This is a genomic window from Silvimonas soli (assembly GCF_030035605.1).
In the GTDB taxonomy this organism is placed as follows: domain Bacteria; phylum Pseudomonadota; class Gammaproteobacteria; order Burkholderiales; family Chitinibacteraceae; genus Silvimonas; species Silvimonas soli.
Window position 1 is genome coordinate 3,357,919 of record NZ_CP106736.1, and the last position, 25,319, is coordinate 3,383,237.

Annotated in this window: 20 protein-coding genes and 3 tRNA genes; 14 read left to right on the forward strand and 9 right to left on the reverse strand. The window is 57.2% G+C overall.

What is annotated here, in order from left to right; genetic code table 11:
- Nucleotides 1–149 precede the first annotated feature (149 nt).
- The 3 genes from N7220_RS15445 to N7220_RS15455 all read right to left on the reverse strand — a co-directional run bounded on the left by N7220_RS15445 (nt 150) and on the right by N7220_RS15455 (nt 5,422).
- Nucleotides 150–905, reverse strand: coding sequence for a basic amino acid ABC transporter substrate-binding protein (locus N7220_RS15445; protein ID WP_283148411.1), 756 nt, complete (start codon nt 903–905; stop codon nt 150–152).
- 569 nt (nt 906–1,474) lie between these two features.
- Complete coding sequence (locus N7220_RS15450) at nt 1,475–4,759, reverse strand: Rne/Rng family ribonuclease (protein ID WP_308446555.1); 3,285 nt, start codon at nt 4,757–4,759, stop codon at nt 1,475–1,477.
- A gap of 306 nt (nt 4,760–5,065) precedes the next feature.
- Nucleotides 5,066–5,422 (reverse strand): hypothetical protein, encoded by a 357-nt coding sequence (locus tag N7220_RS15455; RefSeq protein WP_283148412.1) that lies wholly within the window; start codon nt 5,420–5,422, stop codon nt 5,066–5,068.
- A gap of 41 nt (nt 5,423–5,463) precedes the next feature.
- Between N7220_RS15455 and N7220_RS15460 the strand changes: the two genes are divergently transcribed.
- From N7220_RS15460 to N7220_RS15485, 6 genes are all read left to right on the forward strand, one after another.
- The gene (locus N7220_RS15460) at nt 5,464–6,486 is read left to right on the forward strand and encodes an RluA family pseudouridine synthase (protein ID WP_283148413.1); all 1,023 of its coding nucleotides are present in this window, start codon (nt 5,464–5,466) and stop codon (nt 6,484–6,486) included.
- Between the two features lie 8 nt (nt 6,487–6,494).
- On the forward strand, nt 6,495–7,151 hold the full coding sequence (locus tag N7220_RS15465) for an HAD-IA family hydrolase (RefSeq protein WP_283148414.1): 657 nt from the start codon (nt 6,495–6,497) through the stop codon (nt 7,149–7,151).
- Nucleotides 7,130–7,498 (forward strand): Rieske (2Fe-2S) protein, encoded by a 369-nt coding sequence (locus N7220_RS15470; protein WP_283148415.1) that lies wholly within the window; start codon nt 7,130–7,132, stop codon nt 7,496–7,498. Before N7220_RS15465 ends, N7220_RS15470 begins: the two co-directional genes overlap by 22 nt.
- A gap of 71 nt (nt 7,499–7,569) precedes the next feature.
- Complete coding sequence (locus tag N7220_RS15475; RefSeq protein WP_283148416.1) at nt 7,570–8,514, forward strand: S49 family peptidase; 945 nt, start codon at nt 7,570–7,572, stop codon at nt 8,512–8,514.
- Nucleotides 8,515–8,578: 64 nt separating this feature from the next.
- On the forward strand, nt 8,579–9,370 hold the full coding sequence (gene motD, locus N7220_RS15480) for a flagellar motor protein MotD (protein ID WP_283148417.1): 792 nt from the start codon (nt 8,579–8,581) through the stop codon (nt 9,368–9,370).
- Between the two features lie 6 nt (nt 9,371–9,376).
- On the forward strand, nt 9,377–11,125 hold the full coding sequence (locus N7220_RS15485) for an ATP-binding protein (RefSeq protein ID WP_283148418.1): 1,749 nt from the start codon (nt 9,377–9,379) through the stop codon (nt 11,123–11,125).
- A gap of 27 nt (nt 11,126–11,152) precedes the next feature.
- Here N7220_RS15485 and N7220_RS15490 read toward each other — a convergent pair whose 3' ends face one another.
- The 6 genes from N7220_RS15490 to lplT all read right to left on the reverse strand — a co-directional run bounded on the left by N7220_RS15490 (nt 11,153) and on the right by lplT (nt 17,767).
- Complete coding sequence (locus tag N7220_RS15490; RefSeq protein ID WP_283148419.1) at nt 11,153–12,607, reverse strand: efflux transporter outer membrane subunit; 1,455 nt, start codon at nt 12,605–12,607, stop codon at nt 11,153–11,155.
- 4 nt (nt 12,608–12,611) lie between these two features.
- Complete coding sequence (locus N7220_RS15495; RefSeq protein WP_283148420.1) at nt 12,612–13,757, reverse strand: ABC transporter permease; 1,146 nt, start codon at nt 13,755–13,757, stop codon at nt 12,612–12,614.
- On the reverse strand, nt 13,754–14,704 hold the full coding sequence (locus tag N7220_RS15500; protein ID WP_283148421.1) for an ABC transporter ATP-binding protein: 951 nt from the start codon (nt 14,702–14,704) through the stop codon (nt 13,754–13,756). Before N7220_RS15500 ends, N7220_RS15495 begins: the two co-directional genes overlap by 4 nt.
- The gene (locus N7220_RS15505; protein ID WP_283148422.1) at nt 14,697–15,662 is read right to left on the reverse strand and encodes an HlyD family secretion protein; all 966 of its coding nucleotides are present in this window, start codon (nt 15,660–15,662) and stop codon (nt 14,697–14,699) included. Before N7220_RS15505 ends, N7220_RS15500 begins: the two co-directional genes overlap by 8 nt.
- 2 nt (nt 15,663–15,664) lie before the next feature.
- A complete protein-coding gene (locus tag N7220_RS15510; protein WP_283148423.1) occupies nt 15,665–16,321 on the reverse strand; it encodes a TetR/AcrR family transcriptional regulator in 657 nt (218 codons plus the stop codon).
- 153 nt (nt 16,322–16,474) lie between these two features.
- Complete coding sequence (lplT, locus tag N7220_RS15515; RefSeq protein ID WP_283148424.1) at nt 16,475–17,767, reverse strand: lysophospholipid transporter LplT; 1,293 nt, start codon at nt 17,765–17,767, stop codon at nt 16,475–16,477.
- Nucleotides 17,768–18,177: 410 nt separating this feature from the next.
- Here lplT and N7220_RS15520 point away from each other — a divergent pair, with 410 nt between their 5' ends.
- The 8 genes from N7220_RS15520 to N7220_RS15555 all read left to right on the forward strand — a co-directional run bounded on the left by N7220_RS15520 (nt 18,178) and on the right by N7220_RS15555 (nt 25,058).
- Complete coding sequence (locus tag N7220_RS15520) at nt 18,178–18,825, forward strand: DedA family protein (RefSeq protein WP_283148425.1); 648 nt, start codon at nt 18,178–18,180, stop codon at nt 18,823–18,825.
- A gap of 41 nt (nt 18,826–18,866) precedes the next feature.
- The gene (gene alr / locus N7220_RS15525; protein ID WP_283148426.1) at nt 18,867–19,937 is read left to right on the forward strand and encodes an alanine racemase; all 1,071 of its coding nucleotides are present in this window, start codon (nt 18,867–18,869) and stop codon (nt 19,935–19,937) included.
- 144 nt (nt 19,938–20,081) lie between these two features.
- On the forward strand, nt 20,082–21,308 hold the full coding sequence (locus N7220_RS15530; RefSeq protein WP_283148427.1) for an aspartate kinase: 1,227 nt from the start codon (nt 20,082–20,084) through the stop codon (nt 21,306–21,308).
- Between the two features lie 238 nt (nt 21,309–21,546).
- A tRNA-Ser gene (locus N7220_RS15535) sits at nt 21,547–21,640 on the forward strand.
- Between the two features lie 67 nt (nt 21,641–21,707).
- Nucleotides 21,708–21,784, forward strand: a tRNA-Arg gene (locus N7220_RS15540).
- A gap of 32 nt (nt 21,785–21,816) precedes the next feature.
- A tRNA-Glu gene (locus tag N7220_RS15545) sits at nt 21,817–21,892 on the forward strand.
- Between the two features lie 215 nt (nt 21,893–22,107).
- Nucleotides 22,108–23,898: a monovalent cation:proton antiporter-2 (CPA2) family protein gene (locus tag N7220_RS15550; protein ID WP_283148428.1), complete on the forward strand. Its 1,791-nt coding sequence runs from the start codon at nt 22,108–22,110 to the stop codon at nt 23,896–23,898.
- Nucleotides 23,899–24,056: 158 nt separating this feature from the next.
- Entirely contained in the window at nt 24,057–25,058 is a 1,002-nt protein-coding gene (locus tag N7220_RS15555; protein WP_283148429.1) for a LacI family DNA-binding transcriptional regulator, read from the forward strand.
- Nucleotides 25,059–25,319 lie beyond the last annotated feature (261 nt).

Consider the following 25,319-nt stretch of genomic DNA (forward strand, 5'->3'; position numbering starts at 1 on the left):
CGGCTCAGGTGAAAAGGTTTGAAAAACAATAATTCATAAAGCACAAACGGGGCGAATCACATGTCTTGTGAGTGTATTCATAAAAAGAAGCGCAAACGGCAACCGCTTGCGCTTCTTGTTTTATAACGCCAAATCCGGGTTATGGCCGATTACTTCGCGCCAAAGTACTTTTTGTAGATCTTGTCGTAGGTGCCGTCAGCCTTAATGCCAGCGATACCCTTGTTCAGCTTGGCCTGCAGGTCTTTGTTGCCTTTCTTCACGGCAAAACCGTAGAACTCTTTTGCAAAAGCGGCATCGTCAATGGTCTTGAGCTTGGCGCCTTTGTTGTTGGTAACGTAGTTCACCACCACGCCGTTATCGGCCACTACAGCATCTACGCCACCAGACAGCAGTTCTTGAATGGCCAGTGGGGTGGATTCAAAGCGCTTGATGTTCGGGCTGGTTTTGCCTTGCAGTTTTTGCACGACTTCATCGCCGGTGGTACCGGTTTGCACGGCTACTTTCAGGTTCTTCAGGTCGGCGAACTTGGTCACCTTGCTGGTGCCGGAAACGGCAATCAGCTGCTTGGCTTCAAAGTATGGATCGGAGAAATCCATGGTTTGCTTGCGTTCATCAGTGATGGTCACTGCCGAGCTGACAATGTCGCGATCACCGGTGGAAAGCGTGGCAAAAATGCCTTCCCACGGAGTGTTGATGAATTTCACGTCAAAGCCGGCTTTGGCTGCAACAGCCTTGAGCACGTCAACGTCAAAACCGACCACTTCTTTCTTGTCGTTCATGGATTCAAACGGCGCGTACGAAGCGTCGGTGGCAACTTGGTAAGTCTTGCCTGCGGCAAAGACCGGGCTGGCCAGAACGACGGATGCGGTGAGAGCAGCAAACAGTTTGCCGAACTTGTTATGCATGGCGAAATACTCCTCGGATAGCCTGGTTGATTTTTTCAAGTCACATTATGAGATCAGGCCAGAACAGGCATAAGCCGCAACTGGTCCTGCGCGCTACTTGGTTTGCTCGCATGGCCTTCGAGCGTAAGTTTGCTGCCCCGCTACCGCAATCAGGAATATCCCCTGGCGCAGTAAGGTTGCTGGGCGGCATTGCCAATGGGCTTGATTAAAGCAATATTTTTACCAGCATGGTGGCTTCCGGGGCCAGGTGTGGCGCTATTGCTGTAAGTCATTTCCCTGGTGTGGCTGTATTAATGGCCTTCTTCAGCGACAGACGCATGCCAGTAGGGGTGATTTGCGCCATTTAGATGCGGATCATGTCGTCATGCAGAAGGCTTTCCGGCTGGTCGAAGAGATGATATTCACCAAAATGGTGCCCGTTACCAAGACCATATGCAGACATGCACCAGCGCCGTCATGCGATCTGTGAAGGGCGAGCCAACACGAGCGTAGCAGCGGGTCGCCCCTGGTTTGGTCTGGGCATAAAAAAACCGCCCGAAGGCGGTTTTTTTCAAGCTGCGAAATACAGCTTAGTTGTTGCGCGTCTCGATTTGCACCAAGGCTTCAGCTGTTTGAGCAGAAGGTGTCTCTGCGGTCGCTGCACGCCGGGTCCTGGTTTCTTCTGCAGTTGCAGTGACAGCCTGGACTGGAGCGGCTGCCGCAACGGTTTCCACTTGTTGCAGTGCTTCGCTCGTGCTGGTCGAGGTAGCGCCGCTGGCCTGGCTGTCGCGACGACGGCGGCGAGCAGGAGCTGCCGGGACTGCCACGGCAGGTTCTGCCGCAAAGTCCTGACGAGTTGCTACCAGAACCAGGCCTACTTCTTCAGGCGTGGCCACAACCAGAGTCGGCGCGGCCGGAGCTGGCTTGCTGGTGGTCACCGATGCGGCCTGTGAGTCATCAAACAAACCAGGTTGCAGTGCTGGCGACGCAGCAACTACCTCGGCGACGGTGGCTTGTACAGTCTCGGCAGCCGGTGCCGGTGCGGCAGGGGGCACTTCCGCTACAACTGCGGGTGCTGCCGGTGCTTCAACGACAGGCTTCGGTTCTGCTGCAACCGGTACCGCAACTGGCTCTGCAGCAACCACAGGGGCTGGAACTGCAGCCGCTGCTGCTGCGATTGGTGCGGTGTTGCTGGCTGCCGTCGCCAATACGGTAACTACTGTTTTCGCAGCACTTGCGGCAACTTCCGGCGCGGCAACTGCCACTGGTGCGGCTGCTACAACTGGTGCTGGTGCGGCTTCAACGACAACCGGAGCTACCGGTGCAACGACTTCCGGAGCAGGTGCGCTTGCCACTGGCTCGGCAATCACTGGAGCAACCGCTTCTGCAGCCACAACTTGTGCTGGAGCAGGTGCTACCGTTGCTGCACTGATTGCTGCAGCCCAGTCGTTTTGCACTGCATCGGGCGTTGCGGCAACGGCGGTTTCAACCACTGCAGGCGCTTGCACTGGGGCAGCGGCTTCGGTGCCCTCTACCTGGTCCGCGGCAATTGCGCCTTCCACATTGGTGGTTTCGGTGCGATCACGGCGATCACGGCGACCACGACGACGACGGCTGCGGCCTTCGCCTGCTTCCGCTGTAGCGGATTGCTCAACCGGCGCGCCTTCTGCTGCGACGGTGCCGACTTGTGCGGTCAGAACTTCTTTCTCTTCCGTTACCGGCTTGGGCGCACGTTCTGGGCGAGGAGTGCGTTCGCCACGGGGTTGGCGTTGCTCTTGTGGCTGTTCAGCGCGTTCGGTTTGCTGACGATCGCCCCGTTCTGCCCGTTCACCGCGTTCGCCACGGTTACGGTCATTGCGCTGCTCCTGGCGAGCGGCGCGGGCGTTCATGTCTTCTTCAATGCGCGGCTTGCCACCACCGGCCGGACGACGCTCGTTCTGACGCTCCGGACGATCGCCAGCCGCGCGGTCTTCACGCTCGGCGCGGGGACCACGGTCATTGCGTTGTTCAGCATTGCGCTCACCACCGCGATCATTACGATCACGACGGCCGCCTTGACGGTTTTCGCCGCCACGGTCATTGCGGTCGTTACGGCCGCCATTGCGCTGACCGTTGGCTTGTTGTAGGCGCTTGGCCGGTTGTGCGGCTGGTTCTGCTGCAGCTGGTTCGCCACGGAAGAAGTTGACGATGCGGCTCCACAGGCTCGCGCTGGCAGGTGCTGCCGCAGCGGCGGGCGCTGTTTCGCGCTGCACCGAAACCGGCGCAGGTTGCGCTGGCGTGATGCCCTTGACCGCAGCTTCCTGGCGCTTGGCCATTTCCTGCTTGGCTTGACCTGGTTGATAGCCTTCTTCCGGCGGTGTTTCCACCATGCGGTAAGACGGCAGTGCTTCGTCGGTCTGGTTCAGGTCATCGTGACGCAGGCGCACCACGGTGTAGTTCGGCGTTTCCAGGTTGATGTTCGGGATCAGCACCACGTTCACTTTCAGGCGCGATTCAACCGTAAACAACTCCGTACGTTTTTCGTTCAGCAAGAAGGTGGCGACATCCACCGGCACCTGCGCATGGATCGCGCCGGTGTTTTCCTTCATCGCTTCTTCCTGGATGATGCGCAGGATGTTCAGGGCGGACGATTCGGTACCGCGAATGAAACCCGTGCCATGGCAGCGCGGGCAAGCAATGTGGGTGGTTTCTTCCAGCGAAGGTTGCAGACGCTGGCGAGAGAGTTCCATCAAACCAAAGCGGCTGATCTTGCCGGTCTGCACGCGGGCACGGTCAAAGTGCAACGCTTCACGCAGGCGGTTTTCAACTTCGCGCTGGTTCTTCGGGTTTTCCATGTCGATGAAGTCGATGACGATCAGGCCGCCGACGTCGCGCAGACGCAACTGGCGGGCGATTTCATCAGCCGCTTCCAGGTTGGTGCGAGCAGCAGTTTCTTCGATGTCCGAACCCTTGGTGGCACGAGCCGAGTTCACATCGATGGAATACAGCGCTTCGGTCTTGTCGATCACGATGGCGCCGCCGGAAGGCAGGTTCACTTCACGGGCAAACGCGGTTTCAATCTGGTGTTCGATCTGGAAACGCGAGAACAGTGGTACGTCGTCTTGATACAGCTTCACGCGATTGACGTTGCCCGGCATCACGTGGCTCATGAACTGACGAGCTTGTTCGTAGATGTCGACCTTGTCGATCAGCAACTCGCCGATATCGGGCTGGAAGTAATCGCGAATGGCGCGGATAACCAGGCTGGATTCCTGATAGATCAGGAAAGCGCCGGTCTGGCCACCTGCAGCACCTTCAACAGCGCGCCACAGTTGCAAGAGGTAGTTCAGATCCCACTGCAGTTCTTCGGCGCTGCGGCCAATGGCGGCAGTACGCGCGATCAGGCTCATGCCTTGCGGGGTTTCAAGCTGGTCGAGCACGGCGCGCAGTTCCTGACGCTCATCACCCTCAATGCGGCGCGATACGCCACCGCCACGCGGGTTGTTCGGCATCAAGACCAGGTAACGACCGGCCAGACTGATATAGGTGGTGAGGGCAGCGCCCTTGTTGCCGCGTTCGTCCTTTTCAACCTGGACGATCAGCTCCTGGCCTTCGCGCAGGGCGTCGCCTGGGCGAACCCGGCCGCCTTCGCTGGCGTCAGCATAGTAGGAGCGGGCAATTTCCTTGAAGGGAAGAAAGCCGTGGCGCTCGCAGCCATAGTCTACAAAGCAGGCTTCGAGACTGGGCTCGATGCGGGTAATGACACCCTTGTAGATGTTGGACTTGCGTTGTTCTTTGCCAACGGTTTCGATGTCGAGGTCAATCAGTTTCTGACCATCAACAATGGCAACGCGCAGCTCTTCAGCTTGCGTTGCATTGAACAGCATACGTTTCATTTATTCTGGCTCCCGCACGCACTCGCACGGCGGAAACCCGGGGCAACAACGCCCGCAGTCCGTCAGTCAGGACGCCACTATTCAATAACCACCGGTTGTAAGGCGGGGGCAGGGCGGTAAAAGAACGGAACAGGGTGAGGGCGTGTGTGCAATCTCCTTGCTACGCGCCCGCTTCTGGCGGACGTCGGAAAAAACCGGGTGTGGGTATAGCGCAAGCTTTGGTGGAGCTGGCGGATAATAACCTTGTGAGTGCGTGAATCTGTTAAATGCGTTTTCGTCGCTGCTTGGGTCCAGTTGCGGACTCGGTCAGCAGGCAGATGTCACAAGCGCCTCGAAATCCACAGTCGTAAGCTGTACACTTCGTCTCTTTGCCAATGGCATCGCCGCCTGCATCAGCATCCAGTCAACATAAAATGAAATTGTTGAATTGGCTGCGTTCATTGCGGTGAGCGAGATTAACCGCTTCCCAAATCCGGGGTTCGAAGCGAGCACGTCAGGCGATTCCCGCGCTACATTCCGTGCCTTCGACCAGTGTCGATACAGCGGAAACGGTACGATGAAGTACGGCGGGAAGGCGATCGCCAGCGTATGCAGGGCGTTGAACCAAAGAACGGGAAATTGCGTTGCAGCGGGCTTCGCGGGCAGTTGGCCGGCGAATGTCACATCAATGTCATGCTGCAACGTGTCACAGAGTATAAGTCAATATGTCTCAGACTAGCAAAGCGTCTGTCAACTTTATCGAAATCACCGAAGAACAAGCCGGACAGCGGCTTGATAACTTCTTGTTGCGTGAGCTCAAAGGTGTTCCGAAAAGCCGCGTTTACAAGATCATTCGCGGCGGTGAGGTGCGCATCAACAAGGGTCGGGTAGACGTGACTTATCGGCTGGAAGCAGGCGATATTTTGCGCGTGCCGCCAGTGCGTGTGGCCGATGCGCCTGATACTGCGCCAGCGCAAGCGGCCAGCCATCGCGTGCATCTGGATATCCTGTTTGAAGACGACGCCATTCTGGCCATCGACAAGCCGGCTGGTCTGGCTGTGCATGGCGGTTCTGGCGTGAGCTTTGGCTTGATCGAATTGCTGCGCGCGCAGCGTCCGGACGCGAAATTCCTGGAACTGGTGCACCGGCTGGATCGCGAGACCTCCGGCATTTTGCTGGTCGCCAAAAAGCGCAGCGCGCTGGTCAAGCTGCATGACATGCTGCGTGACAATCATCGTATCGATAAGCGCTATCTGGCGATGGTCGCTGGTGTCTGGCCTGATGACAAACGCCATCTGCGCTACAAACTCTTCAAATATACGACGCCCGCTGGCGAGCGCCGGGTACGGGTGACGCCGGATGGTCAGGAATCACACACGGTGGTGTATCGCCGCCGGGTGGGGCAGCAATATTCGCTGGTGGAATGCGAGCTGAAAACCGGCCGCACGCACCAGATTCGCGTGCATCTGGCCACGGCAGGTTTTCCAATTCTGGGTGATGAAAAGTACGGCGATTTCACGCTCAACAAGCAATTGCCGCGCGAAGGCCTCAAGCGGATGTTCCTGCACTCCTGGCAACTGACGCTGGAACACCCACTCACTGGCGAAACCATGAAGCTTGAAGCACCGGTTCCCATTGAGCTGGCGAAATTCGTTGACGACAACACCGCACCGGCTGCTGTTAAAAAAGAAGCTGCGGTTGCGCCCAAACCCAAAACGTCTCCTGCCAAACCTAAAGCAGCCAAGTGAGCCAGCGCATGCCCCAACGTTTTGATTTGCTGGTGTTCGACTGGGACGGCACGTTGATGGACTCAACCGGGACCATCACTCAGGCCATCCAGAGCGCTTTTGGTGATGTGGGTCTGGACGTGCCATCACACGAACAAGCCAGTTATGTCATCGGCTACGGCTTGAAAGAGGCCATGCAGTACCTCGCACCGGGCGTGGATGATGCAATGGTGGCGCGGATTGTCGACGCTTATAAACATTACTATCTGGCGCGCGACCAGCACCTGGTGTTGTTCGAGGGTGTGGCCGAAGCATTGCCCAGGTTTCGCGAAGCGGGCTTCATGCTGGCGGTGGCGACAGGTAAATCGCGGGCCGGGCTGGATCGTGTGCTCAAAGCCACTGGCCTGGCGCATTTGTTTGAAGTAACCCGCACTGCCGACGAGGCTTTTTCCAAGCCGCATCCGGCCATGCTTGAATATATTCTGGACTTCACCGGCGTCATGCCCAATCGCGCCGTAATGATTGGTGACACCACGCACGATCTGCAATTGGGCAAGAACGCGGGGACGGCCAGTATCGCCCTGAGTTGCGGCGCGCATCCAACCCCGGCGTTGCTGGTTGAACAACCGCTGGCGCACTTTGATCGTTTCTCCGAGCTTGCTACATGGATATTGAACGAAGCCTGAGCACCCAGGAAATTTGCGACAGTACGGCCTTGGTCGAGCGCGGATTGGGTCAGCGTTTTACCGTGACACTGTATGGTGAGCCGCGCGAAGCCTTTGCTGTGCGCTATCGCGGCCACGTGTATGCCTATCTGAATTCCTGTGCGCACATTCCGATTGAACTGGATTACCAGCCCGGCGAGTTTTTTGATCTGAGCCACAACTATCTTGTGTGCGCCACGCACGGTGCCTACTATGCGCCGGAGACCGGCGTTTGCCTGGGTGGGCCATGTCCGGGCCGCCGATTGCAACCGGTGGCGGTGAACGAGACCGGCGGCAAGGTATACTGGCTTGCCAATGTCATTGAATGACCATTGTTCCGGCCTGAACCGCAGCCGCCAGCCGGCTGTGCAACGATTGAATCCAACAGAGACTTGAAACCATGCAGGAACAACAACCCTGGGAACGCCAGGTACTGACCGATCTGTTGCAGGCCGGTCTGAAAGAACAACGTCGGGCGCGTCGCTGGAACATTTTCTTTCGCCTGCTGGGCTTTGGTCTGCTGATTGTGATCATCGGCCTGTTTATGGGCTGGTTTGGCAACAAGGAGCTGGAAAGCGTCAGCACCGGCCCGCATACCGCCATGGTTTCCATGAACGGCGAAATTGCTGCCGATGGCGAGGCCAATGTCGAGAACGTACTTGATGGCCTTACTCAGGCCTATGACGATAAAAATACCAAAGCAGTGATTCTGAGCGTCAATAGCCCGGGTGGCAGCCCGGTGCAGGCGGGTCAGCTGCATGACGAAATGGTGCGGCTCAAGCAAAAGTACCCGAACATCCCCTTGTATGTGGTTATCGGCGATATCTGCGCGTCTGGCTGCTATTACGCGGCAGTGGCGGCTGATCGTATCTACGCTGATAAAGCGTCGATGGTCGGGTCGATCGGCGTGTTGATGGATGGCTTTGGCTTTACCGGCACCATGGAAAAACTCGGCGTCGAGCGCCGTTTGCTGACCGCTGGCGTGAACAAGGGTTTTCTTGATCCGTATTCGCCGCTGAGCCCAGAACAAAAAGGCAAGGCACAAGCCATGCTGGACGAGATTCATCAGCAGTTTATTGATACCGTCAAAGCCGGGCGCGGCAAAAAGCTCGCGCTGGATAACCCGGACCTGTTCTCCGGTCTGGTATGGACTGGCACGACCGGCATCAAACTGGGTCTGGTCGACGCGCTGGGCTCGGTTGATAGCGTAGCGCGCGAGGTAATCAAAGTGCCGGACGTGGTCGATTTCACGCCGCAACCAGGCTATTTCGACCGCTTTGCCCGTCGTATTGGTGTGGCGGCGGCGACGCAACTGGGTAGCCAGTTGAAAGTATCGATCCATTAAAAGGTTTGATTGTTTTATCTTTGATTCATTCACTTGTTGAGTTGGTTAACCAAGGCAGAGCGCGATGGCACGCAGAAAGCGGGAGGAAGAGCATGAAAATCATGAACGCTGGCTGGTTTCCTACGCCGACTTCATGACCCTGCTGTTTGCCTTTTTTGTGGTGATGTACGCGATCTCCTCGGTGAATCAGGGCAAGTACCGGGTGTTATCCAACTCGCTGATCAATGCTTTTCAGAACACCAACAAACCATTAATCCGGGTAGCGTCACAGGCAAGCTCGCAGATCGCCATCGCCCGGCCGATCCCGGATAACAAAGCATCCGATGTTCATCTGGAAGAGCAAACCCGGCAGATGCGGGGAATGGCCTCGGACTTGCGCACCTTGCTGGAGCCGCTGATCCAGCAAGGCAAAGTGCGCGTCACCCAGTCCCGGCGCGGCATCGCGGTAGAAATCAGTAACAGCGTACTGTTTGATACCGCCAAAGCCGTGTTGCAGCCGGATTCTGTTGCGGCACTCAAAGCCGTGGCCCAACGGATTGCCAGTACCAGCAACCTGATTCAGGTAGAAGGCAATACCGACAACCAGCCGATCAAATCTACCCAGTATCCGTCGAACTGGGAGTTATCCTCCGCGCGCGCCGCGTCGGTGGTGCGTTTGTTTGTCGATACCGGCATCACCCCCGAACGTATGGTGGCAATTGGTTATGGCGAGTATCGACCGGTCGAATCCAACGACTCGGTCGATGGCCGCGCTCGCAATCGTCGGGTGACCATCAATATCCTGGCCGACAGCCGCGATGATGTGGCCGTGCTGCCGGGGCCATCGCCTACCGCTGCACCGGCTCCGGCGCCTTAGCCGTTTATGGCTTCAGTCTTTTTGCGCGATCCCCATGTGGTCTGGCGGACCACACAACTGTTATTTCGCAATGCCCGGCTGGCGCAGGTTACCAGTCTGATCAATGCCAGCTGCCTGGCGTTTGCCTTGCGTAATGACATTGCACCAGCAGTGCTGTTCAGTTGGTGGGCGGTTATGGCGCTGATCCTGCTGAGCCGTTTGTGGCTGGCCGAACGCTATCGCCAATTGCAGCCTGGCCCGGAGCAAGCGCGCTATTGGCAAGGACGATTCTTTGTTGGCGTGATGCTCGGAGGTGTGGGCTGGTTTGTTGGCTGCTTGTGGTTTGGCATGCAGGTTTCCGAAACGGCCCGCTTTTTTATCGCCTTGTTACTGGCCGGAATGGCCGCCGGCTCCTTGCCTATTCTGGCACCATCGCGTTGGGCGTTGCGGGTCTACGTGGCTTTGCTGATCTCGCCGATGTTGGTGTTTGCAGTAGTGCATCCGGGTCGTTTTGGTACGATGTTTGGTGTGCTGCTGCTGATGTTTATCTTCACCCTGCTGCGCAGCGCCAGTGAATACCATCATGTCTTGATCGAAACCATTGGCCTGGATCAGGAAAAAGGCCGACTGGTGGCCGACCTTAAAGCCGCAACCGAAGAGCTGGAACGAGTAGGGCGGGCCAAGGATGAGTTCCTCGCCGCGATCAGTCATGAAATCCGCACTCCCATGAACGGCATCCTGGGCATGGCGCAGTTGCTGGCCAGCCAGCCATTGCCGGTATCGCAGCGCGAACAGGTGGAGGTGATCCGGGCCTCTACCGACGCGCTGCTGGCGCAAATCAATGGCGTGCTGGATTACTCCCGCATTGAAGCCGGGCACCTGGAACTGGCTCCCGCACCGTTTGCGCCGCAGCAAGTGCTGGACGATCTACAGCGCATGTTTTTGCCGCAAGCCCAAGCTCAGGGTTTGCAGTTTATTTGCCACATGCATGACGATGTCCCGGCCGTATTGCTCGGCGACGCGACTCGCCTCAAACAGATTCTGGTGAACCTGGTCGGCAATGCCCTTAAATTCACCCGGCACGGACAAGTGGTAATCAACCTTGCGGTGCGCGAACGCTGGGAAGGACATGTCATGCTGGTCGGCACCGTCAGCGACACCGGTCCGGGGATACCGCCGGAAAAGCGCGAATCGATTTTTCTGCCGTTCACCCAGGCAGATAGTGGTGTCGCGCACAAATACGGCGGCAGTGGATTGGGGTTGAGTATTTCGCGGCGTCTGGTGGGATTGATGGGCGGACGCTTGTGGGTGCAAGACAATCCGGCTGGTGGCAGTGTCTTTGGCTTTACCGCTCAACTGGGCGTTAGCGGTGAGCCACTGCCGCACGATCCTGTCACTCTGCCCGGACACGCGCTGGACGTACTGGTGGTGGACGATAACGCCGTGAACTGCCTGGTGGCGCGGCGCTTTCTGGAAAAACTCGGGCATCGCGTCACCGTGGCTCACGATGGCGATGCGGCGCTGGCGCTGGTCATCGATCAGCCATTTGATCTGGTGCTGATGGATGTGCAGATGCCGGTTATGGATGGCCTTACCGCGGCCTGGCATATCCGGCAACTGGAACGCGAGATTGGTGCCAAGCCGGTGCGCATCGTAGCGCTCAGCGCCAATACTTCCGAGGCTGATCGCGAAGCGTGCATGGTGGCGGGGATGGATGACTTTCTCGAAAAACCAATGCGGCAGGTAGAACTGGCGGCGCTGCTCGGGCGGTTGTAAATCCGCTTTGGACGGAAAGGCTCAACGTCACGGCTGAATTGCGCCACCACCCAGTGCTTGCAGCAACGCAGCAGAATCAGTCAACCGGTCGGCCTGGGCCCCCAGCAGATCCATGCGCGTTTGCAGCTGCTGGCGCTGGCTATCAAGCAATTGCAAATGACTGACGCCACCGGCGGCATAAAGCTGATGCGTAGTGGCAAGGCTGAGATCACTGGCCTGAGCCGCCTGATCGTGGGCCGCGAGCGCCGTACTATCCAGTTCCAGCGCCCGCAAGGCATCAGCCACTTGCTGCAAAGCTTGCAGCACGGTTTGCTGATAAGCCGCGCTGGCTTCATCCCATGCGGCTTGCGCTCCACGTTTGCGGGCCTGCAGTTCTCCGCCATGAAACACTGGCTGCATCAGGTTTAGCCCGATATTCCACACGTTCAGACTATTGGCCAGATCACCGGCGCTGCTGCGTTCCGAGCCCGCGCTGCCCGACAAAGTGAATTGCGGATAAAGATTGGCCGTCGCCACGCCCACGTTGGCGCTGGCCTGATGCATGAGCGCTTCCGCCGCACGGATATCCGGTCGCTGGCGCGCCATGGCCGAGGGCAAGGTAAGTGGCAGATGCGCGGGCAAAGTGAGTTGCTGCAAGTCGATGCTGGTTTGGCTCATGTCCGCCGGAGCCAGACCCAGATACACCGCCAACTGATGATTGAGTTGAGCCAGTTGTTTTTGCAGCGGCGGCAGCGTAGCCGTACTTTGTGCCACCAATTCACGCTGTTTCTGCAAATCCAGATTAGAAATGCCGCCCGCCGCATAACGGGCTTGCATGATCTCCAGTTGCTGCTGTTGGGCGGCCAGCAATTCTTGGGTCGTGGCAATCTGCGATCGCAAGGTGGCTTGGCGAATCGCCGCCGTTACCACATTTCCGGCCAGGCTCAGCCGTGCGGCGGCCAGTTCAAATGCCTGGTAATCGACCGTTGCACTGAGCGCTTCCAGTTGGCGCTGATTGGCGCCAAACAAATCGAATGTATAAGAAACGTTCACCGAGGCGTTGTACAGATTGAACGGCGGCGGGTTGGGGATGTTGGAAATCCCGAATGCTTCCAGATTCACCTGCTGGCGCTGGGCTCCGGCTTTCAGGTCCACCTGCGGATATCGCGTGGCGCCGGTCTGAGCCGTCAGATTCTCTTGTGCCTGAAGCAAGCGCGCTTTGGCCTGGTCCAACTGCAGATTGTTTGCCAGCGCTTGTTCAACCCAGACATTAAGTTGCGCCGATCCAAACAGCGTCCACCACTGGGCGTCGATGTTATCTGCCGGGTCCAGTTGCTGGCTGTTCCCCTGAGCCCCTGGTGTTTGTGAAGCTTGCTCACCCGCCACGTAATGCGGATTGGCCGGTGCGGCCGGAGTGACAAAATCCGGGCCGACTGCGCAGCCAGCGAGGGTAAGCACCAGGCTTAGCGCAATACGGCGAGAGGATACGGCTGCTTTGGTCATGGTTTCAATCCAGCGTGTTGCGATAGAACTTCACGGCGATGGCCATGACCACTGCGGTGAACAACATCAGCGGCCAGAGGCTGGGCCACAGGTCATTCCAGCCATTGCCTTTGAGCAAAATCCCGCGAATCAGCCGGTTGAAATACGTCAGCGGCAAGACATTGCCAATGTATTGGGCCCAGACCGGCATACCCTGAAAGGGGAACATAAAACCAGAGAGCAGAATATTGGGCAGAAAATAGAACACGGTGAGTTGCATGGCCTGCAGCTGATTCTGCGCGAGGGACGAGAGCGTAATCCCCACCATCAGGCTGGCGGCAATGAACAGCAACGCAGCGCAATACACCGCAATAAGGCTGCCGACGATAGGGACGTGGAATACAAAATATGCGCCCAGCAAGATGATGGTGGCCTGCAGCAGCCCGATCACAATGTAGGGCACGATCTTGCCGGTGATCACTTCAATCGGGCGCACCGGCGTGGCGAGCAGGTTTTCCATGGTGCCGCGCTCGCGCTCGCGGGTCATGGCAAGGCCAGTCATCATGACCAGCGTCATGGAGAGCACCACGCCCATCAGGCCCGGTACCACGTTGTATTGGGTAATGCCTTCCGGGTTGTAGAAACGGTGCACATCAACCGAAAAAGCGGGTGCCGTGTTATTCAGCCGTGCCAGCGGACCTTTCAGGTCTTTGCTGGCGACGGATTGCACCAGTTGCGAAAGGGCGGCCAGAGCGGCGGACATGGCAGTCGGGTCGGTGGCGTCGGCTTCAATCAACAGCGAGGGTTTATCGCCGCGTACCAGGCTGCGAGTGAAGTCGGGCGGAATATTCAGCACAAACAGTACTTTGCCTTGTGCCAATGCGGCTCGCCCGGCGCTTTCATCAGGTAATTCGCCAACAATGTGGAAGTAGTCCGAGTTGCGCAGCGCCGCCACAAAACTGCGAGTGAACTCGCTGTTGTCCTGGGCAATGATGGCCGTGGGCATGTGATGCGGATCGGTATTGATGGCAAAGCCGAATAGCAGCATCTGCATGATGGGTACGCCGACAATCATGCCGAAGGTGACGCGGTCGCGCTTCAGCTGCAAGAACTCCTTGAGCACGATGCTCCACCAGCGCGCCAGCGAGAAAGCATGAGATGAGCGACTCATTGCTGCTTGTCCCCGAAGTTATCGGTGGAGCGCTTCATCATGTAGATGAAGACGTCTTCCAGGCTGGTGGACGCGGCTCCCAGTTGCAAGTGCTCGCGCTGTGCCACGTCGCGTAATGTGCGTTCCAGTAGTTCTGCCTGTTGGCCGCTGACATGCAAGGTGCTGCCAAAAGCCACGGTTTGATCTACGCCTGGTTGGTCACGCAGGGTTTGCGAGAGATGGACCAGGTTTTCGCCATGCAAAGACCATGTATGGAGTTGTTGGCTATCAATAATCTCTTGCGCCGTACCTTGTGCCAGCAGGCTGCCATAAGCCAGGTAGGCCAGTTTGTGGCAGCGCTCGGCTTCATCCATGTAATGCGTGCTGACCAACACGCTGATGCCTTTTGCGGCCAGCCGATGCAATTCTTCCCAGAAGTCGCGGCGGGCGGTGGGATCGACCCCGGCGGTGGGTTCGTCCAGCAGCAACAGTTGCGGTTCGTGCAACATGCAGGCGGCCAGTGCCAGCCGTTGTTTCCAGCCGCCAGACAGCGAGCCCGTCATTTGTTTGGCGCGTGACGCCAGCCCTAGGTTTTCCAGTGCTTTATCTACGGCCTCTTTGCGATTGGGCATTTCGTACATGCGGGCGATGAAATCCAGGTTCTCACGGATGGTCAGATCATCCCAGTACGAGAATTTCTGCGTCATGTAGCCGACATGGCGCTTGATCTCGTTACTTTGCTTGAGAATGTCATAACTCAGGCAGGTGCCGCTGCCTGAGTCGGGCGTCAAAAGCCCGCACATCATGCGAATCGAGGTGGTTTTGCCACTGCCATTGGGCCCCAGAAAACCGTAGATCTCGCCACGCCACACCTGCATGTCGAGGTCTTTCACCACGTGCTTGTTGCCAAAGTGCTTGTTCAGGCCACGCACGTCGATCACCAGTGTGTCGTCGGGTGACTCAGCCATGCCAGCGCACCTCAACCGGTTGGCCCGGGTGTAAAGCCGGGGCATCGTGTACGGCAGGGTGGGCTTCGATCAAAAAGACCAGCTTGTTGCGATTTTCATTGCTGTAGATCACCGGCGGCGTGTACTCCGCCTCGGTAGCGATGTAGCTGATGCGGGCGGTTATATCCGCTTTGCAGCCATCGCAATGTATGGTCACCGCTTGCCCGGTTTTCAGGCTGCCCAAGCTGGTTTCAGGCACAAAGAAGCGCACTTTGACGTTCTCTGGCGGCAACATGCGCACAATCGGATTACCGGCAGCGACCCATTCGCCTGGCTGATACAGCGTGTCGAATACGAGTCCGCTGCGGGTGGCGGCCACCGTTTTCTGCCCCAGTTTCCAGTTGGCCTGATCCAGCGCGGCTTGCGCGGCGGCGACTTGCGCGCTCTGCGCAGTCAATTGCTGCTCGCGGCCCGGCAAGCTATCCACCTGCAACTGGCTCTGCAACTGCTGTACCTGGGCGGTGGTGGAATCTACATTGGCGCGGGAATCATCCAGTTGCTGACGCGCAATCCCGCCAGCCTGAAACTGCGTTTCGTCGCGCGCCAACTGGATTACTGCACGTTTCTGCGCGGCCTGGGCTTGCGCCAGTTGCGCTCGGGTGACGCTGACTTCTGCCGGGCGTTTGCCGGTACGGATATCGGCCAGTTGGGCGGTCGCCGTTTTCAGTTGTTGCACCGCCTGTTGTTGCGCGGCGGCTTCGTTCTGGGCTTCGAGTGCAAATAACAGCTGCCCACTTTCAATGTTTTGCCCGCGCTGGACTGATAGTTGATCCAGTCGCCCCGCTTGCGATGAGGAGACGTAAACAAACTCACCCTCAACATAACCTTGCCACGATCCGGGATCGGGCTTGCTGCAGGCACTGAGCACGGTGAATGCCGCTAAAACGAGTAACAAACGAGGAGATTGCGCAAAAGGCATGGTTACTCCGGATGCGACGTGGGTTGAACGGCGAGCCCGTGGGCCAGTAATGCGGTGACGTGGCGGATCAACACTGAGTTATCAATGCTTTGCATGCCCGGTAGCTGGCGCCAGATACCAGCCGTGGCGAGCGGCATCATGGTCATGGCCAGTGTTGAAATAAAAAGCAGGCGCGGTTCAATGTCTGGATTGACGCTGCCGTTTTGCTGCCCGGCGCGCACGATTTGCGCCAGTTGGGCCACTTTGCCGAAAGGCAGTCGCTGCAACATGCGTTCACGCAGCAGACCACCATCGCTGAGCACCTCGCGTACCCACAACGGGGGCATCCATGGCATTGCCTGCGCACCCAGCACCACCCGTTCGACCATGCCACTGACAATTTCCAGGGGCGTAGCGGATGCCGCAACAGGCTGCCAGACCAGTTCGACGAATTGCAGAATTCGTTCTTCTACCAGTGCATCCAGTAGCTGATCGCGATTCTTGAAGTAGTAATGGACCATGGCCGATGTCACACCCGCTTCGCGTGCAACCTGGGCTAGCGTGCTGGCGGCGATGCCTTGCCGGGCAAATAGCCGCGTCGCCGCATCGAGCAAGGCTGCGCGGGCGTTCTGGTCGGGGAGGGTGGCGGGGCGGCCACGCTGGCGAGGCGAGCTGGTCATGTAATCAATCTAATTAACTAGTTAGTTAATTACAAGAAATTTGCTCGCAAAAACTGGCGGCCATGCGAAGAGAAGTGGATTGATTGCGCTGACACAAAAAAGCCACGAAATATCGTGGCTTTGAAGTCATGCGATTGCCGGGCTGTTGGGGAGTTAGTCGTGCATCTTGCCGGCGCGCTGGCCGCGCTTGAAACGCAAGGTCAGCAACAGCATGACCACTGACACAAATAGTCCGAAGCCAATGATGATCAGGTGCATGGGTGGAATACCGCTGGCAGAAAACTGATCTTGCACCAGTTCGCTGGCATTGGCTGGTAACGCAGTGCTCAGATAGCGGACCATCAATGCGTGGATGCCCACCATGACCAGAATGCCGATGTTTTCATTGAAGTTTTGCACGGCAATTGAATGTCCGGCGCCCATCAACATATGACCGCGATGTTGCAGCATGGCGTTGAGCGGCACCACAAACCAGCCAGACAAAGCGCCGACGATAAACATCAAAACAGCTGAAACCAGTGGGCTGTGCACCACCAGCATGCTCATTACCGACACACCCATGAATATCCCGGCCGGCAACACAGAAAACGCACGTTTGAGCGGCACAAAACGTCCAGCCAGGATCGCGCCAAAGGCTGTGCCGAAGGCCACGACAGCGACCAGGCGCGTGGCTTGTTCCATGCTGTAATTGAGCCAGATGACCGCCCAGTTCAGCACTACCAGCCGCATCGTCGCCCCGGCGCCCCAGAACAGGGTGGTGACCGCCAGCGACAACTGGCCTTGCGGGTCTTTCCACAGACGGCGCACGCACCACCAGAACTCACGCACCAGGAATAATGGGTCCAGGTGCAGTGGTTTGAGGTGAACCTTCAGTTTGGGGATATACAGATTGAGCCAGCCTGCGGCCAGGTACATAAACATGATCGCGCACATGGCAAATTGCGACGGCGACAGATACTGGCCCAGCGTCAGTGTGTCGTACCAGTCACTGGCGCGGCTGCCGACCAGCACGCCGCCCAATACCGTGCCAAAGATGATGGCGCCAACGGTAGCGCCTTCGAGCCAGCCATTGGCTTCAACCAGTTTTTCATGCGGCAGGTATTCAGTGATCAGGCCATATTTGGCGGGGGAGTACGCTGCAGCGCCGAAGCCGACTATGGCATAAGCCACGATGGGCGGCGCGCCAATCAGCATGCACACGCAACCGAGGAGCTTGATGCCGTTGCAAATCATCATCGCGCGACCCTTGTGCATGGAGTCGGCGAACGAACCGGCGAACGGTGCCAGTACTACATATGAAACCGTGAAACTCCAGAGCAACATGGATAGATGCCACTCTGGCGCGCTGTTCTCGCGTAGCAGTGCCAGGGCCGCAATAAACAGGGCGTTGTCAGCTAGCGCAGAAAGGAATTGTGCGCCGAGGATGATGAAAAAACCGCGATTCATACCCGCTACGGAGCCTGTTTAGATGATCGGATTTATGGGTCTGGTAGCGCAAGCCCAGCGCCAGTGCGGGCTGCCGGGGCGGTCGTCACCATGTAACGACGGTCGGTTTTATATCATGTTTGACACAAAGGTGCCGACTTATTGCCAATGCCGTTGAGCCTGAAAAGCGAAACCTTTGCCTGTAGTGGGAATCTGATCCTGACAAACGTAGCGGCATCAGGCGTTGTTCTGGAATATCACGTGATATAGTGTGGACCATTACGACAAGGGGTAAACCCCTGAACGAGCCACAGGTCCTGATACACAAGATACATAAGCGACACAGCCTGGTCTGTATTTTAGTCGCTTCAAGTCCGCCGCCAGTGGCCCGATTGGAGTCATTGGCAAGGTCCAAGGTTCGGTCAATACGCATGGATATTCTGCAATATCTTCTTCCTGTTTTCACTGACTACGGCTACTTCGCCGTTTTTGGTGTTCTGCTGGTCTGCGGTTTCGGTGTTCCCATTCCCGAAGACATCACTCTGGTAGCGGGCGGGATCATTTCCGGTCTGGGCTATGCAGACGTGCACACCATGTTCTGCGTGGGCATGGCGGGCGTACTGGTGGGTGATTCGATCATGTTTTTTATCGGTCGCCACTTTGGTACTCGCGCCCTCAAATGGCGCTGGGTTGCGCATGTCCTGACCCCCGAGCGTTACGCCGCCGTCCAGGATAAATTTCGTCGTTATGGCAATCGCGTGTTGTTTGTAGCGCGTTTTCTGCCAGGTTTGCGCACCCCGATCTATCTTTCTGCCGGCATGTCCCAGTGTGTGCCGTTCTGGCGTTTTTTGCTGGCCGATGGTTTGGCGGCGCTGATCAGCGTGCCGGTATGGGTCTATCTCGGTTATTACGGGGCCTTCCAGCGCGACTGGCTGCACCACGCCATCAAGCAAGGGCAAACCGGCATGTGGTTGCTGTTAGCCGCACTGGCCACGCTGACTCTGATCTGGTACATCAGACACAAGCGCCATCAGCACCATTGCAAGGCACTGCCGAGCAAGATGCTGCGCGAGAAATAATCAGATCCGAACACGCCCAGACCAACAACGCGGTTTCCAAAATGACTCGCCCCATCCAGGCTCTCGTCCATACCCAGGCAATTTCCCACAATTATCAGGTCGTTAAACGCAATGCCCCGCACAGCCGGGCATTTGCAGTGGTCAAAGCCAATGCCTATGGGCATGGCTTGCAGCGCGCCGCTACTGCGCTGCAAGCGGCTGACGGATTTGGCATTCTGGAGTTCGATAACGCGCTGGCGTTGCGCCAATGGGGACTGCAACAGCCCATCTTGCTGCTGGAAGGGGTGTTCAGCCAGTCCGAGCTGATTGAAGCCGCTCGCCAGGACTTGCGTATCGCCATTCACGAGCCGGGTCATCTGGTCTGGCTGGAGCAAACCACGCTGTCCCGGCCTGTGCATGTCTTTCTCAAGCTCAATACCGGAATGAACCGGCTCGGTTTTCCGGCGGAACAAGCGCACGACCTTGTTGCCCGCCTGCAAAAACTGCCTAATGTGGCCAGCATCACGCTGATGGCCCACTTTGCGACCGCAGATGAGCCAGCCAAAGGCATAGAAAAACAACTGACTCGTTTTGCCAGCGCCACGTCCGGGCTTGATCTGCCGATCTCACTGGCTAATTCCGCCGCTACCCTCGCGTATCCGCAAGCGCAACACAATTGGGTGCGTCCGGGCATTGTGCTGTACGGTTCGACCCCGTTTGAGGATCGAACTGCCGAACAATTGGGTTTGCAAGCGGCAATGACACTGCAAGCGCAAATCATTGCTGAACAACATCTGCAAGCGGGCGATGCCGTCGGTTATGGGGCAACGTTTGTTGCTGATAAACCAATGCGGATTGGCGTTGTGGCCTGTGGTTATGCCGATGGTTATCCGCGTCATGCACCTACTGGAACGCCGGTGCTGGTCGATGGGCAGCGCACCCGCCTGATTGGGCGTGTTTCCATGGATATGCTTACCGTCGATATCACCGACCTGCCGCAGGCTCGCATTGGCAGCCCGGTTGAATTGTGGGGTAAGGGCTTGCCGATTGATGATGTCGCACGCGCTGCGGGCACCATTGGTTATGAGTTGATGTGTGCAGTTGCTCCTCGCGTGCGGGTGGTTGAGGGTTAAACGCGCAGGCAACGCGCGAATAAATAGTGCTTACAAGGTGGGCCTGTCATGAAACAGGCTCGAAAAGCGCGGCTTTCTTGATATAGAATGCTTCGCTTAGTCAAATAAACCGGATTTTTCCGTTTCCCAACCAGCAGGTTGCATATGGCATTGATTGTCCAGAAATACGGCGGCACTTCAGTTGGCACGCCGGAGCGTATCAAAAACGTGGCCAAACGCGTCGCCAGGTTCAAGGCACAAGGTCACGATCTGGTCGTGGTTTTGTCCGCAATGAGCGGCGAAACCAACCGCCTGATTGGGCTCGCCAAAGAAATGCAGGCTAATCCTGATCCGCGCGAACTGGATGTGATTGTATCGACCGGTGAGCAGGTCACCATTGGCCTTCTGGCCATGGCACTTAAAGAGATGGGTATTGATGCCCGCTCCTATACTGGGGCCCAGGTCAAGATTCTGACTGATAGCGCATTCACGAAAGCCCGCATCCAGTCGATTGACGACGAAAACATGCGTGCTGATCTGAACGCCGGTCGTGTAGTGATTGTCGCTGGCTTCCAGGGTGTAGATACCGAAGGCAATATCACCACGTTGGGTCGTGGCGGTTCGGATACCACCGGCGTGGCACTGGCCGCTGCGTTGCGCGCGGACGAATGCCAGATCTATACCGATGTCGATGGCGTTTACACCACTGACCCGCGTGTTGTACCCGAAGCGCGCAAGCTCAAGACAATTACCTTTGAAGAAATGCTGGAAATGGCCAGCCTGGGTTCAAAGGTGCTGCAAATCCGCTCGGTCGAATTTGCCGGCAAGTACAACGTGAAACTGCGCGTGCTTTCCTCGTTCCAGGACGAAGGCGAGGGCACGCTGATTACTTTCGAGGATGACTCCAACATGGAAAAACCCGTCGTTTCCGGCATCGCGTTCAATCGTGACGAAGCGCGTATCAACGTGACCGGCGTGCCTGACAAACCAGGCATTGCATACCAGATTCTGGGTCCGGTGGCTGACGCCAATATCGACGTGGATATGATCATCCAGAACGTGGGTCAGGAAGGCACGACCGACTTCAGCTTCACCGTTCCCAAGAACGACCTGCCACGTACCATCAAGGTGCTGGAAAGCGTGCAAGACCACATCGCCGCACGTAGCGTTTCTGGCGACGACAAGATCTGCAAGATCTCCATCGTTGGCGTGGGCATGCGCAGCCATGTGGGCGTGGCTTCCACCATGTTCCGCACGCTGGCCGAAGAAGGTATCAATATCCAGATGATCTCCACCTCTGAAATCAAGATTTCGGTCATCGTGGACGAAAAATATCTGGAACTGGCCGTGCGCGTGCTGCACAAGGCATTCGGGCTGGATCAACCGGTCTGAATCTAGGTCACTTCAAGTGATTGCAGGTAAAAACGGCAGCGCTGGCTGCCGTTTTTTATTGCCGGATGATTTTGCGAGCCTGCGCCAATCTGCCTGTGCAAGGCGATTACGGTTGAGTGATACTTGAGTGATGCCGAAACGTTGGGCATCCCGGCCCAGCCCGCAAAAAAGTGCGTTTTGCAGCGGTGCTTTCCTTGACGCCCCCAAGGCCACAAGGTATTATCCCGCTTCCCTTGACGGAGATGTGGATGAGTGGCTGAAATCACTTCCCTGCTAAGGAAGCATACGGGCTTAAACCTGTATCGAGGGTTCGAATCCCTCCGTCTCCGCCAACGGTCCTTGCAGTAATCCGTTGCGGCAAGTGGCAGTAAGTTGTTAGTAGTAAAGTGTTGTGACAGTGCGCCCGTAGCTCAGTTGGATAGAGTATCTGGCTACGAACCAGAGGGTCGGGCGTTCGAATCGCTCCGGGCGCACCATTCACACACAGTCCATTGCGCAAGCAAGCCTCGTCCCCATCGTCTAGAGGCCTAGGACACCGCCCTTTCACGGCGATAACCGGGGTTCGAATCCCCGTGGGGACGCCATCAAACCTGATGGCTTTCATTTCTCTGCCGCCCGGCAATCTAGTAATTCCTAAATATCCCTGTTTTTCCTGTTGTTTACCCTGTAGTTACTCATAAAGTACCGGCTCGCACCTACTCGTCTGCAATTGTCCGTGCCCAAGCTTTCTCAATGCTGCTTGGTGGTAATGGAGAGCCAAAGTACACTGAGTCGTATTCCTTATTAGAAAAACATGCCCATGCCTGGTTTGTCTCAAGCCATTGTCTTGCTTGCCGCCGCTGTGTTGGTGGTGCCCATACTCAAACGGCTGGGGCTGGCGTCGGTGCTGGGTTATCTGGCCGCTGGCATCCTGATCGGGCCGTGGGGCTTGCAGCTCGTCCATCAGCCAGAAGAAATCCTGCATACCACTGAATTTGGCGTGGTCCTGCTGATGTTTGTGATCGGTCTGGAACTGCAACCGTCACGCTTGTGGGTGTTGCGTCGTTCGGTCTTTGGTCTGGGTGGAGCGCAGATGCTGGTGTGCAGCGTGGCCATCGGCGCCATCGCATTTGCTTTTGGCTTGCCACCGGCTTCAGCACTGGTGGTGGGAATGGCGCTTTCTCTTTCCTCCACCGCATTTGTTTTGCAAATGCTGGCCGAAAAGAACCAGCTCACTACGCGATACGGCCGCGATGGTTTTGCGGTGCTGCTGTTTCAGGATCTGGCGACGATTCCTTTGCTGGCATTGATTCCGTGGCTAGCCCCGGTGAAAAGCGGCGTGGCTGGCGTGCCTGTGTGGATATCGCTGGCGGTGTTGATTGGTGTCGTGGTGCTCGGGCGTTTGCTGCTGCGGCCGGCGTTTGCCTTGGTGGCCCGTGCAAAAAGCACCGACCTTTTCACCATGGCGACCTTGCTGGTAGTTACCGGCACCGCCTGGTTGATGGAACGCGCCGGTTTGAGCATGAGTCTGGGGGCGTTCGTCGCTGGCGTGCTGCTGGCCGATTCAGAATTCCGTCACGAGGTTGAAGCCAATATCGAGCCATTCAAAGGCGTGCTGTTGGGCTTGTTCTTTGTTGCGGTCGGCATGGCGGCCAACCTGGGCTTGCTGATGGCTAATCCGCTGGGTGTGGTCGCGCTGGCCAGCGGTTTGATGCTGGTAAAAGGCATTTTGCTCTTTGGTATTGGCCGGGTTAGCGGCCTGCAAAACCACGTAGCACGACGCTTTGCCATCTATCTGTGCCAGGGCGGTGAATTTGCCTTTGTGCTGCTGGCACTGGCCGAAGGCAACCGCGTTTTGCCGGGCGATGTCGCCGACGTACTCAGTCTGAGTGTCACTTTATCCATGGCATTGACGCCTTTTGTGGTGATGGCTTACGAGCGCTTTGTGGTGCCGCGGCTGGAAGCACGGCAAGTGCGAGAGTTTGATGCGGTACCCGACGAAGGTCATCCGGTTATCGTCGCTGGGTTCGGGCGGTTTGGCCAAGTGGTGACGCGGATATTGCGGCTGCGCAAAATTCCGGTCACGGTGCTCGAGGCCAATGCTGATCAAGTCGATTTCGTGCGGCGCTACGGCAACAAAGTGTATTACGGCGATGCTTCCCGGCCTGATTTGCTACGCGCAGCAGGTGCTGACAAAGCGCGGCTGGTGGTATTGGCGATTGACGACATCGAAGCATCGGTCAAAACCGCCGAAACGCTCCGCCGTGAGTTTCCGCATCTCAAAGTCTATGCCCGCGCCCGCAATCGTTTTCATTACTACCGCTTGATGGAAGCCGGGGTAGTGGTGGCCACGCGGGAAACCTTTGCATCCAGCGTGGGCTTGGGTGTAGACGTGCTGGAAGGGCTGGGCGTGACGCGAACCGAGGCTGAGCGTACCGGCGCATTGTTTGTCGAGCACGATGAGCGACTGTTGCAGCGGCAACTGGCGATTCATCAGGATGAAGCGCAATTGATCCAGGCCAGCCGTGACGCCATGAAGGAACTGGAAGGGCTGTTTGAAGCGGATCAGCTGACAGAAGCGGCGATTGAGGCCAAGCAACCAGCTACTTGATAGGCGGGAAATATCGGGTTCGGCGGGTGTGGGTGCCCATCATGGTCCGGGCATGTATGATGTAACTCAAACATTTGTTTGCGGTCCGGCAGCGCACTCAAGCTTGCGCAGCCCACTGTCGACATTCATTTCAAGACCTCAGGGACTCCGGTTACAGCGTGACCAACGACAAACCGAACGGGCGCAAGCCGACTATTTCTGATGTAGCCAGGCTGGCCGGCGTTTCCCGCGCGGTGGCCTCACGAGCGCTATCCAGCGAGCCGCGCCCGGTGGCCGACGAAAAGCGCAGCCGGGTAGTGCAGGCCGCACAAAAACTCGGCTTTAAACCGAATCTGCTGGCGCGCAGCCTGACCACCAAAACGGTCAACCTGGTAGCCATTGTGGTTAACCATATTCATGATCTGAGCGATCTGGATTTGTTTGATCATTTGCTGAGCGAAATCCAGGCGATCGGTAAACAAGTCATTCTGATCCGGGTTGGCTCGGTTGATCGTATCGAAGAGTTTTTACGCAATGGCATCGCTTATCACGTCGATGCAGCCCTGGTATTTTCGGATTTCGCCGACGCGCCAACAGTGCGACGCATGTTCAATACCGATCTGGTCTTGATGCTCAATGGTCGGCACGACGCGCTATCTCCAGCCGTGCTGGCCGATGAAGCGACCGGCATTCGTGGTGCCGTGGTTGATGCTGCCGCCAAAGGCGTGCGTACGGCCGCCTTGGTGACCGGCCGCGCCACCTCCACAGTCGAAGAAACGCGCATTGCCAGTTATCGCAAGCAATTCGCGCTGCATGGCATTACGCTGTTGCAGGTCGCGCAGGGTGATTACTCCTATCAAAGTGGCCATGCCGTGGCCGCAAGTGTGACTTCTGGCCAATGTCCCGATGCGGTGTTCTGCACTTCGGATGCCATGGCAATGGGTATTCTGGATGTATGTCGGGCGGATTTTCCGCAGAGCAAACCGACGCGCTTTCGCTTGTATGGGTTTGATGATTTATCGCTGACCGTGTTTGATGCCTACCCGATTTCATCGATTGGTTTCGACAAGACACAGTACGTGAAAGAAGTGCTGCGTTTCCTGATGGTGCCGGACGCATTTGCACCGGGCATGCCCCCCGTACTCGTTCCCACGCGCTTTGTGCCACGCCAGACTGCCTGACCGCACTCCAATGCATGAAAAAGCCCGGCCACCTTTTGGGTGCCGGGCTTTTTTGTCCTCTTACCCGCTATGGGTAAGAGGTTATTTCTCAGTCAAGGATGGAGGATTTGCGGTCTTGCCCTTTATGGGCAAGATGTACCGCATTCTCTTTTCCGTTAACGATGGTGGGTTTGCGGTCTTGCCCTTTATGGGGAAGATCTACCGCATTCACTTTTCAGTTAATGAAGGTGGGTTTGCGGTCTTGCCCTTTATGGACAAGAT

Excerpts from the sequence above, each read along its gene's own strand:
- N7220_RS15485 (WP_283148418.1), top strand. The coding sequence starts at position 9,377 with ATGGCTTCAGTCTTTTTGCGCGATCCCCATGTGGTCTGGCGGACCACA.
- N7220_RS15505 (WP_283148422.1), bottom strand. The coding sequence starts at position 15,662 with ATGCCTTTTGCGCAATCTCCTCGTTTGTTACTCGTTTTAGCGGCATTC.
- N7220_RS15445 (WP_283148411.1), bottom strand. The coding sequence starts at position 905 with ATGCATAACAAGTTCGGCAAACTGTTTGCTGCTCTCACCGCATCCGTC.
- N7220_RS15520 (WP_283148425.1), top strand. The coding sequence starts at position 18,178 with ATGGATATTCTGCAATATCTTCTTCCTGTTTTCACTGACTACGGCTAC.
- N7220_RS15470 (WP_283148415.1), top strand. The coding sequence starts at position 7,130 with ATGGATATTGAACGAAGCCTGAGCACCCAGGAAATTTGCGACAGTACG.
- alr (WP_283148426.1), top strand. The coding sequence starts at position 18,867 with ATGACTCGCCCCATCCAGGCTCTCGTCCATACCCAGGCAATTTCCCAC.
- N7220_RS15550 (WP_283148428.1), top strand. The coding sequence starts at position 22,108 with ATGCCTGGTTTGTCTCAAGCCATTGTCTTGCTTGCCGCCGCTGTGTTG.
- N7220_RS15475 (WP_283148416.1), top strand. The coding sequence starts at position 7,570 with ATGCAGGAACAACAACCCTGGGAACGCCAGGTACTGACCGATCTGTTG.
- N7220_RS15495 (WP_283148420.1), bottom strand. The coding sequence starts at position 13,757 with ATGAGTCGCTCATCTCATGCTTTCTCGCTGGCGCGCTGGTGGAGCATC.
- N7220_RS15465 (WP_283148414.1), top strand. The coding sequence starts at position 6,495 with ATGCCCCAACGTTTTGATTTGCTGGTGTTCGACTGGGACGGCACGTTG.
- N7220_RS15460 (WP_283148413.1), top strand. The coding sequence starts at position 5,464 with ATGTCTCAGACTAGCAAAGCGTCTGTCAACTTTATCGAAATCACCGAA.
- motD (WP_283148417.1), top strand. The coding sequence starts at position 8,579 with ATGGCACGCAGAAAGCGGGAGGAAGAGCATGAAAATCATGAACGCTGG.
- N7220_RS15500 (WP_283148421.1), bottom strand. The coding sequence starts at position 14,704 with ATGGCTGAGTCACCCGACGACACACTGGTGATCGACGTGCGTGGCCTG.
- N7220_RS15530 (WP_283148427.1), top strand. The coding sequence starts at position 20,082 with ATGGCATTGATTGTCCAGAAATACGGCGGCACTTCAGTTGGCACGCCG.
- N7220_RS15450 (WP_308446555.1), bottom strand. The coding sequence starts at position 4,759 with ATGAAACGTATGCTGTTCAATGCAACGCAAGCTGAAGAGCTGCGCGTT.
- N7220_RS15490 (WP_283148419.1), bottom strand. The coding sequence starts at position 12,607 with ATGACCAAAGCAGCCGTATCCTCTCGCCGTATTGCGCTAAGCCTGGTG.
- lplT (WP_283148424.1), bottom strand. The coding sequence starts at position 17,767 with ATGAATCGCGGTTTTTTCATCATCCTCGGCGCACAATTCCTTTCTGCG.
- N7220_RS15510 (WP_283148423.1), bottom strand. The coding sequence starts at position 16,321 with ATGACCAGCTCGCCTCGCCAGCGTGGCCGCCCCGCCACCCTCCCCGAC.